12 protein-coding genes are annotated in these 12,612 nt (G+C 59.5%); 2 read left to right on the top strand and 10 right to left on the bottom strand.

The window, feature by feature from the left end:
* Window positions 1-159: 159 nt before the first annotated feature.
* The gene (locus OS189_RS00410; RefSeq protein ID WP_267165308.1) at window positions 160-1,932 is read left to right on the top strand and encodes an SLC13 family permease; all 1,773 of its coding nucleotides are present in this window, start codon (window positions 160-162) and stop codon (window positions 1,930-1,932) included.
* Window positions 1,933-2,030: 98 nt separating this feature from the next.
* Here OS189_RS00410 and OS189_RS00405 read toward each other — a convergent pair whose 3' ends face one another.
* The 5 genes from OS189_RS00405 to mgtE all read right to left on the bottom strand — a co-directional run bounded on the left by OS189_RS00405 (window position 2,031) and on the right by mgtE (window position 7,622).
* Entirely contained in the window at window positions 2,031-3,797 is a 1,767-nt protein-coding gene (locus OS189_RS00405) for an SLC13 family permease (RefSeq protein WP_267165307.1), read from the bottom strand.
* A gap of 26 nt (window positions 3,798-3,823) precedes the next feature.
* Complete coding sequence (locus OS189_RS00400) at window positions 3,824-4,762, bottom strand: DMT family transporter (protein ID WP_267165306.1); 939 nt, start codon at window positions 4,760-4,762, stop codon at window positions 3,824-3,826.
* Window positions 4,759-5,571, bottom strand: coding sequence for a TIGR00282 family metallophosphoesterase (locus tag OS189_RS00395; RefSeq protein ID WP_267165305.1), 813 nt, complete (start codon window positions 5,569-5,571; stop codon window positions 4,759-4,761). The genes OS189_RS00400 and OS189_RS00395 overlap by 4 nt, the downstream gene beginning before the upstream one ends.
* Before the next feature lie 96 nt (window positions 5,572-5,667).
* Window positions 5,668-6,225, bottom strand: a complete 558-nt coding sequence (locus OS189_RS00390) for a 5-formyltetrahydrofolate cyclo-ligase (protein WP_267165304.1) — start codon at window positions 6,223-6,225, stop codon at window positions 5,668-5,670.
* A complete protein-coding gene (mgtE, locus tag OS189_RS00385) occupies window positions 6,222-7,622 on the bottom strand; it encodes a magnesium transporter (RefSeq protein ID WP_267165303.1) in 1,401 nt (466 codons plus the stop codon). The genes OS189_RS00390 and mgtE overlap by 4 nt, the downstream gene beginning before the upstream one ends.
* 110 nt (window positions 7,623-7,732) lie before the next feature.
* Between mgtE and guaD the strand changes: the two genes are divergently transcribed.
* Entirely contained in the window at window positions 7,733-9,025 is a 1,293-nt protein-coding gene (guaD, locus tag OS189_RS00380; protein WP_267165302.1) for a guanine deaminase, read from the top strand.
* On the opposite strand, the gene OS189_RS00375 is transcribed toward guaD, so the two are convergent.
* From OS189_RS00375 to OS189_RS00355, 5 genes are all read right to left on the bottom strand, one after another.
* Complete coding sequence (locus tag OS189_RS00375; RefSeq protein WP_267165301.1) at window positions 9,022-9,498, bottom strand: CAP domain-containing protein; 477 nt, start codon at window positions 9,496-9,498, stop codon at window positions 9,022-9,024. The two genes, guaD and OS189_RS00375, sit on opposite strands and share 4 nt — an antisense overlap.
* On the bottom strand, window positions 9,495-10,841 hold the full coding sequence (locus OS189_RS00370) for an 8-oxoguanine deaminase (RefSeq protein WP_267165300.1): 1,347 nt from the start codon (window positions 10,839-10,841) through the stop codon (window positions 9,495-9,497). The genes OS189_RS00375 and OS189_RS00370 overlap by 4 nt, the downstream gene beginning before the upstream one ends.
* On the bottom strand, window positions 10,838-11,647 hold the full coding sequence (hisN, locus tag OS189_RS00365) for a histidinol-phosphatase (RefSeq protein WP_267165299.1): 810 nt from the start codon (window positions 11,645-11,647) through the stop codon (window positions 10,838-10,840). Before hisN ends, OS189_RS00370 begins: the two co-directional genes overlap by 4 nt.
* A gap of 76 nt (window positions 11,648-11,723) precedes the next feature.
* Complete coding sequence (locus OS189_RS00360) at window positions 11,724-12,047, bottom strand: hypothetical protein (protein WP_267165298.1); 324 nt, start codon at window positions 12,045-12,047, stop codon at window positions 11,724-11,726.
* Window positions 12,022-12,237: a hypothetical protein gene (locus OS189_RS00355; protein ID WP_267165297.1), complete on the bottom strand. Its 216-nt coding sequence runs from the start codon at window positions 12,235-12,237 to the stop codon at window positions 12,022-12,024. The genes OS189_RS00360 and OS189_RS00355 overlap by 26 nt, the downstream gene beginning before the upstream one ends.
* Window positions 12,238-12,612: the final 375 nt, after the last annotated feature.

The following is a 12,612-nucleotide window of genomic DNA, read 5'->3' as shown; positions in this document are numbered from 1 at the left end:
TGGCAGCACCGTGTCACAACCGGACACCTGCACCCTACGTTTCGCCGCAGCAGAGGCATGGCCGTTGATTTGCTGCTCTCCCTGCTGGCACACAGATCGCAACTGGCGGTCCTCGTTGCGGCTGGATACAGTAACCAAAACTCCAACGGGATAGCCCCTATGACATCTGACCAGATCATCCTCTTCTCACTCTTCGGCGCTGTATTCGGCCTGCTGCTCTGGGGACGGTTCAGATATGACATCGTAGCTTTTGCCGCCCTAATGGCAGGCGTTGTGCTGGGGGTTGTAGATAGCAAGGACGCCTTCAGCGGCTTTGGTCATCCCGCCACACTGGTGGTGGCGCTGGTTCTGGTTGTGTCTGCCGGTCTAGTGCGATCGGGCGCTGTGCTGCTTATTACCCGCACGCTGGTGGATTCGTCCCGCTCGCTGGGGGCGCATATTACGCTGATGGGGGCTGTGGGCGGCGTATTGTCCGCGTTCATGAATAACGTGGCAGCTTTGGCGCTGCTGATGCCGGTCGATATCCAGACGGCGCGCAAGGCCGGCCGTTCGCCGGGGCTGTCGCTGATGCCGCTCTCTTTTGCCACCATCCTTGGCGGTATGGCTACCTTGATCGGCACGCCGCCAAACATCATCATCGCCGCCATTCGCGAAGAATCCCTCGGCGCGCCGTTCAAGATGTTCGATTTCGCCCCAGTGGGCGGCGTTGCCGCGCTGGCGGGTCTGGCGTTTGTCGCACTGGTTGGCTGGCGGTTGATCCCTGCGCGCGAAGATGGTGGTCTCAGCGCCGAGGACCTTGATGCCTATATCGCAGAACTGGTCGTGCCCGAAGATAGCAAACACATCGGCAAACGCCTGTCCGAGCTGGAGGAGACGGGCCATAAGACCGACGTCAGCATCATCGGCCTGATGCGCAAGGGCAAGCGCCTGTATGGCCGCGCCATGAACACCGTCCTGAAAGAGGGCGATGCGCTGGTGCTAGAGGCAACGCCCGACGCATTAGATGAATTCCGCTCGACACTTGATCTGGCTGTGGCCGACAGTGCGCGCGAACATCGCTTGCGGGCAGATGGTGAAGGTGTCGAAATTATCGAAGTTGTCGTCACCGAGGAAAGCCGCCTTGCGGGTCGGACGGCACAGGCTGTGGGGCTTGCATGGCGCCAGCGCACTGTACTACTGGGCATTTCGCGGCGGGGCCGCAGGATAACGTCTCTGCTGCGCAAAACCACGCTGGAATCCGGTGATATCCTGCTGCTGCTTGTGCCGCGCGACACGGGCGACGATGTCACCGAATGGCTGGGCGTGCTGCCCCTTGCCGACCGCGGACTCGCGGTCACGGAAAACAGCAAGGTCTGGCTGGCAATCGGGCTATTTGCGGGGGCGGTTGTCGCCGCTTCGTTCGGCCTTATCTATCTGCCCGTTGCACTGGGGATCGTTGTCGTTGCCTATGTGCTGACCAAAATCGTTCCCCTGTCAGAGCTTTACACACACATCGAATGGCCAGTCGTAGTGCTGCTGGGCTCTATGATCCCGCTGGGGGCAGCGCTCGAAAAATCCGGCGGCACCGAACTTATTGCAGGCTCTCTGGTCAGCCTGACCGCAGGGATGCCTGCATGGGCGGTTTTGACAATCCTCATGATCGTCACCATGACCCTGTCGGACGTCCTCAACAACACCGCTACAACGATTGTCGCGGCTCCGGTCGGCATCCAGATGGCCCAGTCGTTGGGCGTAAACCCCGATCCGTTCCTCATGGCGGTGGCGATCGCCGCATCCTCCGCGTTTCTCACGCCAATCGGTCACAAGAACAATACACTGATCCTCGGCCCCGGCGGATACGGATTCGGGGATTACTGGCGCATGGGACTGCCACTGGAAATCATCGTAGTGACGGTATCCATCCCCGCGATCCTGTTCTTCTGGCCTCTTTAAGATGAAGAACGGCGCTTTTCCCGCCCCGCTTCATTTTTCCCGAAAACTCCGGAGGTCTGGAGGCAGAGCCTCCAGAGGGCCGTCAGGCCCTAGCCCCTTCACCAGAACAGCGGGATCACCGCGCTGGCGATCAACGACATGGACAGATTCAACGGAATTCCCACGCGCATGAAGTCCGTGAACTTGTACCCACCCGGACCATAAACCAGCGTGTTGGTCTGATATCCGATCGGCGTGGCAAAGGCGCAGGACGCGGCGATCATCACCGCAACCACCAGCGCGCGCGGATCCATTCCCAGCGCCGCCGCCAGCGATATCGCAATCGGGGTCATGATGACCGCGACAGCGTTATTCGACACGATTTCAGTAAAGATCGTTGTCAGCAAAAACACGCAGAAAATCACACCTGTCGGCGGCAAGGTCGCCAATGTGGGTGATATGGCGTCCACGATCAGTTGCACAGCACCGGTATGTTGCAACGCAGACCCCACACAAAGCATGGAAAAGATCAGCGCCAGCAATCGCCCGTCGATAAACGAGAATGCCTCGTCTGCATCGATGCACCCCGTCACCAGAACCACGGCAACCGCAATGACGGCCAGCATCAGTATCGGCGCAACGTTCAAGGCGGCCAGCACGACAATCGCCGCAAGTGCCGCGATTGCTATCGGCGCGTGTCCACGCCGATAGGCGCGCTGGGAAGGTGTGCTCACTTCCACAAGGTCCATATCCTGCGCCAGACGCTGAATATCTTCTGCAGCGCCTTCCAGCAGCAGCGTATCCCCCACCCGCACAACAAGTTCATCCAGCTGACGACCGATGTTCTGGTTACGCCGATGCACCGCCAACGGATACACCCCATAGCGCCGCCGCAACCGCAATGCGCCAAGGGTGCGTCCGATCATCTTGCACCCCGGGGTAATCAGCACCTCTACCGTGGTCGTCTCAACCGCCGACACCTGATCCACGCGCTTCAGTTCAGGCGTGGCCTGAAGGCTCAACAATTCGGCCATCTGCGTGCGCAAGACCACGCGGTCGCCCGATTGCAGCACCACATCTTTCAAATTGCGCCGCAACGATGCATCCCCGCGCACAACGTCGATCAGCCGCACGCCGTCCCGTTTGAACAGGTTCACATCCAGCACTTCGCGCCCGATCAGGTTGCTTTCCGCAGGCACAACCGCCTCGGAGAAAAATTTCATCTTCGAGCGGTCACTTAGCATGCCCGCCATGCTGTCGCGTTCGGGCAGCAGACGCCGCCCGATGGTTGCCATATAGATCAGACCCCATGCGCAAACCACCAGACCGATCGGCAGAATTTCAAAGATGCCGAACGGCTCCAGCCCCTGAGAGCGGGCAACACCATCCACCAGCAGGTTGGTCGAGGTTCCGATCAGCGTCAGCGAACCGCCCATAATCGCCGCATAGCTCAGCGGGATCAGCAGCTTTGATGCCTTGGTGCCCAGCGTCTTGCTCAGCTGCACCACAACAGGGATCATCACCACTACCACAGGCGTATTGTTCATAATCGCGGATGCAGCCATAACCGACAGGATCACACCGACCACCGCAAGTTTGGGGTTCGTGCGCGCGTACCGCTCCGCCATTCGGGTCAACACATCAAGTGCGCCGGTACGCACCAGCGCCCCCATTACAATGAACATCGCCGCAATCGTCCACGGGGCAGAGTTGGACAGCACAATCCGCGCGTCCTCATAGGGTAGCAACCCCATCGCCAGCAGCGCGGCAGCCCCCGCAAGGGCCACAACCTCGGTCGGGAGCGTTTCGCGCAAGAACAGAATAAACATCACCGCCACCACGGTGAGCGCAAGGATCGCCTGCGCAAATTGGGAAAGTTCAAACATATACGTGGGCCAGCCCCTGTTGATGTCTAGTTGTCGCGTATCACGGACGCCGCGGCAAGCACTGCTTGGGGCCGCGGCTGCACCAGATACATTCCGGTAAACATAGCAGCAAGCGCGATCCAGACCATATTTGAAAACGCCTCGCCCAATACCAGCCACGCCCAGAACAGGCCGAAACCCGTCACAAAGTAGCTGACCTGCACTGCAAATATTGCGCCCGTCCGCGCCACCAGCCAGACATAGCTGGCATAGACAAGCACATGGATCACCGCCGACGCGGCAAAGGCTGCCTGCGGCACTGGCAGCGGCCATAGGGGGGCAACAAACTGGCCAGTGACCAAAACCAACGGCGCCACGATCACCAATCCCGTGAGGGACGCACCCAGCATCAACTGGACCGGGTCCAGCCCGGCCACGCCCCACCGCGCCACATAATTTCCCTCGAATGCATAACACAACGCAACTGCCAGATAGACCGCAGCCCAGCCCACCGGAACACGCTGCCCCAGATCGACAGACGGCGCGATGATGATTAAAACCCCGGCAAGACCAACGCACAGGCCGACAAGGCGGCGCATTGCAAAACGGTCGTTGCCAAGGCCCAGCGCGATGACAAAGGCAAACATCGGAACAACGCTCAGCAGCAGCGACATCACGCCCGAAGGCAGATGCACAGCCGCCTGATACCCCATCGTGTTGGGAAGGACTGTGCCGATCAGAGCAATCAACAGATAGGTGCGCAACGCAGCCTTCGTGCGCGGCAGCGGTTTGCGCCGCACCCTGCAAACCACCGCCATAAGAACGGCGCCAATGACCTGTTGCCAGAACACCAGTCCGAAATGACCATAGCCGGTACTGACCGCGATTTTCGTCAGGGGCTGCGAGGCCCCCCAGCCTGCGCCCATCACAATCAGGAACGCACTGAGCAGCAGAACCTCACGGCGGCCCAGCATGGGTTCTGTCACGGCACGCTCTGCTGAAGCTTTCCGCCCTCGCGCACTGGAACGATACGCGTGGCGCGTCCTGTCTTGTCATCGGTTTCGATATAGACACCCGACAGGGTCGCCTCACCGCCTGCGGGGGTGAACCGTTCTTTTGGCATTCCGGTGATAAAGCGGCGCAGCGGCTCTGCCTTATCCATCCCGATTATAGAGTTGTAATCCCCGCACATGCCCGCATCAGACAGATAGGCCGTTCCGCCCGGAAGGATCATCGCGTCGGATGTGGGCACGTGGGTATGGGTGCCCACAACAAGGGACGCACGCCCGTCACACCAATGCCCTGTGGCCATCTTCTCGGATGTGGCTTCGCAGTGGATATCAACGATGATCGCATTGGCCATGCCGCCCAGAGGGTGGGTTTTGAACACGGCATCAAGCGCCGAAAACGGGTCATCGTAGGGGCGTTTCATAAACACCTGCCCCAGCGCCTGTGTCACAAGTACCTGCTTGCCCGTACGCGTTTTGAACAGGCGCGCGCCCTTACCGGGGGCGTTTTTGGAAAAGTTGAGCGGCCGGATGATCCGCGGCTCCTGCTCGATGAAAGCAAGCATGTCCTTTTGATCAAACGCGTGATCGCCCAGCGTCAGGCAATCTGCGCCGGCATCCAGCAAAATTTTTGCGTGCGCGCCCGAAAGCCCCATACCAGAGGTGGCATTTTCACCGTTTACCACGATGAAATCGAGTTTCCATTCGCGCCGCAAGCGGTCGAGATTTTCACTGATGGCACGGCGTCCGGCGCTGCCCATCACATCACCAAGAAAGAGTATTTTCATAATGCTATCGCTACGCCTGTGCTACGCCCTGTGCAAGCCTGAACCGGAGATACAGCGCAGATCCTGGTAAGGGATCAGTTGGTTGTTCGGGCACGGTTACCCCAATTCGATCACACCGGCTTCGGTTACGATCAGGTCAAGCGGCTGGTCTGTCGCCTCCAGCGGTACATCGGCCACTTCCTGCCCTGCAAAGGCAAATCCGATGGCAAGTGTCGCGCGGCGCGCGCGCAGCTTTTCCAGCGTGCGATCATAAAAGCCGCCGCCATATCCAAGCCGTCCACCCTTGCGGTCAAATGCCAGCAGCGGAATGATCAGGATTTCCGGCTCGAAGAAAGCGGGATCGGAGGGGACAAGCGCGCCGAACGCGCCTTTCACCATCTCGCTTTCCGGTGTCCACAGCGCAAATTTCAAGGGCGTCGCTTTGGCCATGACCACGGGCACACCAACCGGACCATGTGCAGATGCCTCTGCCATTGCAGAGCGCGGATCAATCTCGGTTCGGATTGGCATGAAACCGGACACAGGGACACCGTGATACCCTGCCAGAACCTCGCTTAGATAACCGGCCTGTGCGGCGCTTGCCGTCTCGAACAATGGCTTGCGCCGTGCAAACGCGGCTTCGCGCGCGGCTGCCTTGTCGTCCGCAAGGCTCATAGCAGGACGGCAGCGGCAAGGCCGAGGAAGGCAAAGAAGCCGACAACATCGGTAACGGTGGTCACAAACGCACCGGAAGCAAGCGCGGGGTCAACGCCAGCCCATTCCAGCACAATGGGAATACCCGTTCCCGCCAGACCGGCCACAACCATGTTGATCACCATCGCAACCGCAATCACACCGCCCAGCGCCGGAGAGCCGAACCACAGCAGGCCGACAATACCCATCACCACCGCAAAAATCGCACCATTGATCAACCCGACCAGACATTCACGCCGGATCACCCGCCACACGTTTGATCCGGTCAGGTCTTTTGTGGCCAACGCGCGCACAGCAACTGTCAGGCTTTGTGTGCCTGCATTTCCGCCCATTGAGGCAACAATCGGCATCAGCACCGCCAGCGCGACAATCTGGGCAAGCGCCACCTCGAACTGCGAAATCACCAAAGAGGCAAGGATCGCCGTAACAAGGTTGACGGCCAGCCATGGAAGGCGCTGCTTGGTCGTTTCGATCACGCGATCCGAAAGAGAGCTTTCGCCGACACCGGCGAGGCGCAGGATGTCTTCCTCGTGTTCTTCGTCCAGAACGCCCATCGCATCATCAATGGTAATCACACCGATCAGGCGCCCGTCTTCATCGACGACAGGCGCGGAAATCAGGTGATACTGGTTAAACGCATAGGCCACATCGCCTTCGTCCCGCAGGGCGGGAATGATCTGGAATGTATCCTCGTACAGTGCGGAAAGGGGCGTTTCGCGCTTCGAGCGCATGAGCTTGCCCAGTGTCACATTGCCCACCGGATGCAGGCGCGGATCAACCACGATGATATGATAGAACTGGTCGGGCAATTCCGCCTCTGGCGTAGCGCGCAGATGGTCGATGGCAGCGCCCACAGTCCAATGCTCGGGCGCCATGACAACCTCGCGCTGCATGAGGCGACCGGCAGAGTATTCGGGATAGCCCATCGCCTGTTCGACCGCGACACGGTCGTTGACCTCCAGCGCTTGCAGAATGGTTTCCTGCTGGGCGTCCTCGAGGTCTTCCAGAATGTCGACAACATCATCGCTGTCGAGTTCGCGCATTGCTTCTACCAACACCTGCGGCGTCAGCAGCGATACCACTTCGTCGCGGATCGCTTCATCCAGTTCCGACAGGATTTCCCCGTCAAATTCCAGATCATACAGCCGGATCAGACGCGCGCGGTCAAACGAACTGATCTGCTCCAGAAGGTCGGCAATGTCAGCCGCGTGCAGCGGCTCCATCAGCTCGGTCAGCTTTTCGCGGTCTTCGGTTTCCACCGCATAAAGGATCGCCGAAACATCACGTTTGCCCAGAACATATGCCTCAGGCTCGTTATTCTCGGGGGTCTGATCCGTTTCTGTAATCTGATCCGACATGATTTACCCCCTAAAAACGTTCCGCAACATAGACAGGCACCGTGCAGAGCACAACGGTACTGCGCAAGCTCTCATTGCTTGCACCGGCAAAAAAGGTAAAGTCCGAATTTATGAATACACACACACTTTTGACCGGCCAGACCCTGACGTTTCAAGGCGACCCCTTTGCCGAGCCTTGGGAAGACTGCGTGCAGATCAATTCTGCCGGGGCGGTGCTGTTGCACGATGCGCGCATTGTGGCGGTGGGCGATGCTGCATCGCTGAAATCGGCGCATCCGCAGGCCGATATCATCTCTTACGGGGATGATCTGATCTGTCCGGGATTTGTGGATGCCCACGCCCATTATCCACAGACAGCGATGATCGCCAGTTGGGGCAAACGCCTGATAGACTGGCTCAACACCTATACTTTCCCCGAAGAGGCGCGGTTTGACGATCCTGCCTATTCGCAGTCCATTGCCGAACGGTATCTTGACCTGACGGCGGCCAACGGCACCACAACGATGGCGTCTTTCGGCACGATCCACCCGCACAGCGCCGATGCGCTGTTCGAGGCGGTACAAAGGCGCGGGCAGTGCGTGGTAACAGGCAAAACCTGCATGGACCGCAATGCCCCAGATGATCTGCGCGACACTGCGCAATCGGCTTATGACGACAGCAAGGCGTTGATTGCTCGCTGGCACGGCAAGGGCCGCGCGCAATATGCAATCACGCCGCGGTTTTCGCCAACCTCAACGCCAGAGCAACTGTCGGCAATGGGTGCGCTGTGGGCCGAAAACCCCACCTGCCTGATGCAGACCCACCTGAGCGAGCAGCCCGATGAAATAGAATGGGTGCGCAGCCTGTTTCCGCAAGCGCGCGACTATCTGGACACCTACGAGACGCACGGACTGTTGGGCGCGCGCGGTCTTTACGGCCACTGCGTTCACCTGACCCCGCGTGAGATAGACAGGCTGGCCGAGGTTCAGGGCCGTGTGATCCATTGCCCGACATCGAATGCCTTTATCGGGTCCGGGGCGCTGGATCTGCCAGAACTGGCCCAGCGCGGCATCCCGTTGGGATTGGCAACAGACACCGGCGGTGGATCATCATTTTCGATGCTGCGCACCATGGCCGCCGCCTACGAGGCCGCGCAGCATCATGGCCACGCTTTGCACGCGGCCCAACTCTTGTGGCTGGCGACGGCGGGATCAGCGCGCAGCCTGCATCTGGACCACGAGATCGGCAGCCTGCGCGCGGGGAACTTTGCCGATATTGCTGTGATTGACCTGAAATCCACCGCCGCTATTGCCCAGCGCGAAAACCGCACCGGCACCGTCTGGGAGGACGTGTTCGCCACCTTGATGATGGGCGATGACCGCGCGATCAGGGCAACATGGATCGCCGGTGCCTGCGTTACCTAGCAGCGCCGCGCCCCCACAACCAGTACCCTATAGCCGTTCACATGGGCCATGCCGAATTCGTTCACCTTGCGCTTGACCAGATTGCGATAGTGACCGGGTGATCGACGCCAGCCATCGATTGCGCTGCTTTCGGAAGCATAGCCCTGACTGACGTTCTCACCCAGACTGCACCAGCCATACCCTGCCCGCCTGACCCGCTGCCCCACGGTGGAACCATCGCTGCCCTTGTGGCCCATAAAATTGTTGGCTGCCATATCCTTGGCATGGGCAAAGGCGGCCGCGTCAAGCTGTGCGTTGCGGGCCAGCGGCGGCATGTCTGCTTTTGCACGGATCGCATTGATCTGTTGGTGCGCGGTACTACCCGATATTGCCGGACTGCCGGATTGGGGTTGCGCTGCCACCTCGCCCCCGTTGCCGCCGCCACAAGCGGCCAATACCATACAGAACCCTGCCATTGCTGCAATTTTCTTCATGTCCTGTCTTTCAATTTAACGGCCAGTTCGTTCTGGCGCGCCAGCAGGGTTGGCATATCCAGTGTTATGACTTCACCATCGCTTACGACTTTCCGGCCCTCTACAAACAAATCCCGCACCGTAGTCGGCCCCGCCAGCAATAGCGCGGCAGGGTCCCATGATCCTGCCGCATGAACTCCCGACATATCCCAGATCGCGATATCCGCGCGTTTGCCCACGGCCAGACGGCCGCAGTCCGGTCTGCCCAGAATATCGGCGCCGCCGCGGGTGGCGATCTCCAGCGCCTCACGCGCGCTCATGGCATCGGCACCTTGGGCCACACGTTGCAGCAACATCGCCTGCCGCGCCTCTGCCACCAGATTGCCCGCATCATTGCTTGCCGATCCGTCCACACCCAGCCCCACGGGCACACCCGCATCGCGCATCGCCCGCAGCGGTGCAATGCCACTGCCCAAGCGGCAGTTGGAGCAAGGGCAATGTGCAACGCCCGTTCCCGTGCGCGCAAACAAGGCGATTTCGGACGGATCAAGCTTTACGCAATGGGCGTGCCAGACATCCGGCCCGACCCAGCCGAGGCTTTCCGCATATTCACCGGGTCGGCACCCGAAGGTTTCCAGCGAATAGGCGATATCTTCTTCGTTTTCAGCCAGATGGGTGTGCAGCATCACCCCTTTGTCACGCGCCAGAACAGCTGCTTCGCGCATCAGATCGGTGCTGACCGAAAACGGTGAACATGGCGCAATGCCAACACGGCACATCGATCCTTCCGCAGGGTCGTGGAACGCATCGATCACGCGGATGCAATCGGCCAGAATCGCCGCCTCGTCCTCTACCAACGCATCGGGTGGCAGGCCGCCGTTACTTTCGCCAATGCTCATCGCGCCGCGTGTGGGGTGAAACCGCAGCCCGATTTCGGCGGCAGCATGGATCGTATCCTCCAGCCGCGCGCCGTTTGGATAGAGGTACAAATGATCGGAGCTGAGGGTACAGCCCGACAGGGCAAGTTCGGCCAGACCTACCTGCGCGGAAGTGAACATGTGATCCGGCGTAAACCGCTGCCAGATCGGGTAAAGCGTGCGCAGCCAGCCAAACAGCAGGGCATCCTGCCCGCCGGGAACCGCACGCGTCAGACTTTGATACAGGTGGTGATGGGTATTCACCAAACCGGGCGTCACCAGACACCCATGCGCCTGCACAATCTGCGCCCCCTCCGGCGCAACCAGATCAGGACCAATCGCCGCAATCGTGCCGCCGCGGATCAGAATATCGTGGTTTTGCAACTCCCGTCGCGCGTCATCCATGGTGACAATGGTCGTTGCCCGTTTGATCAGCGTCACGGTCATGGTGTGATGTGTCTGCGCAAAATCTCCACTGCTTCAGCATGGATTTGCGCATTTGCTGCCGCAATCACCCGCCCGCCATTATGAGCCGGACCGCCCTGCCAATCGGTTACCACACCGCCAGCGGCTTGAATAAGCGCAAGTGGCCCCTGAATGTCATAGGCCTGTAGCCCTGCCTCGATCACCAGATCGATCTGCCCCGATGCAACCAGCGCATAGGCATAGCAATCCATTCCGTAGCGCACCAGTTGCGCGCGGCTAGCAACCGCATGAAAAGCTTTCTCTTCCTGAACAGTGCCGACTTCGGGGAAGGTGGTAAACACAATCGCCTGGGACAAGGCGCGCGCATTACGGGTGCGGATTGCGCGCCGGTCCTGGCCCCGGATCAATTCCGCCCCTTGCGGCGTGCCGATAAACCGCTCGCCCGTATAGGGCTGGTCGATCACCCCCAGAAAAGGGCCATCCGCGCCGCCCACAGCGATCAGCACACCCCATGTCGGCGTGCCCGACACAAACCCTCTTGTGCCGTCAATCGGGTCAAGAACCCATGTCAAACCGCTCGTGCCGTCTTTGGTGCCCAACTCTTCCCCCAGCACCGCGTCCTGGGGGCGAAGCTGATCGAGAACCGCGCGCATAGCGGCCTCTGCGGCGCGGTCTGCAACGGTTACAGGATCGTACCCCCCCAACAGCTTGTTATCTGCCTCCAGATCAGCATTGCGGAAATGGGGCAGGATAGCTGCCCCAGCGGCATCCGCCATCAGGTGGGCCACATGGGTAAGGTCGTTGATCAAGCGGGTGTCATATCTCATGCGTTCATCGTTTCACTCGCACGCAGACCTTGCAAGACCCAGTCTTCCCACAACCATGAATTCACGCGCTGCCCCGTTACTTCGCAACAATCTGCGTTTGCAGCAACGACACAAGCTTTGACACTGACGCCGCAAGTTTTTCGTCGGCTTGATACAGGTTGACCATCTGCACCGGCAGATCGGGCAGCGCGCCGCCGAGTTTGATACGTACCAGTTGCGGTGGTTCCGTGCCCTTAATGGCGGCATGGACAGCCAGATCTCCATTGACAGTGGCGTGAATTGGGCTGCTATTGCCTATCTCAAGAAGCCTCTGCCACTGGATTCGCGCTGCGTTCAGTGCGTCCACAAAAATAGGACGGACAGTGCAAAAGCGTTCATAGACAATGCTGATCAGCCGCACCGCCCTGTGCCCCTGTCCAATGCAAAGGGCGCTCTGCAAGGGTGGTACCGCCCGCCAGCATCGGGGTTTCGATGGTTAGGATCACGTCGCATTCGCCTTTGGCAAATATGTCTTCCAGCGCTCTGGTGTGCGATGTTTTTAGCACAACGCGAATCGCGGGTTCATAGGCGTTAAGCTGTTTCCAGTGCATCAACACTGCGGATTGCGTCAAATTCAAAAACCCGCAGCCTGCGAGACCTCGCCAGCATCGGCAATCGCGATAAAGCCGCGAGGTGTCACCTCACCCCGTTAGATTTTATGAATAATGAGGTTTTGCACCCCATCAACTATTGAAAATGATTAATGCAAATAGATCACAAATACGGGAGGCGACCAGGCGCACTACTCCTTCCCGTCCAACCAGCCGCGCACTACCGGTGCGGATATCCTTCCTACCCTTGCTTGCGGTTTGACGCAGACGTGGTGCCTTTGCCGCGTTTCATGATGCACAGTTGCGCGATGGCTTGTTACGCTGTTCAGAAGCGAGTGCTGAAGCGGCAAAACCGTTCTGGGACGCTCCGAGATC

The organism is Sulfitobacter sp. F26169L, from assembly GCF_026410285.1.
In the GTDB taxonomy this organism is placed as follows: domain Bacteria; phylum Pseudomonadota; class Alphaproteobacteria; order Rhodobacterales; family Rhodobacteraceae; genus Sulfitobacter.
This window is presented reverse-complemented; position numbering and strand designations above follow the sequence as displayed.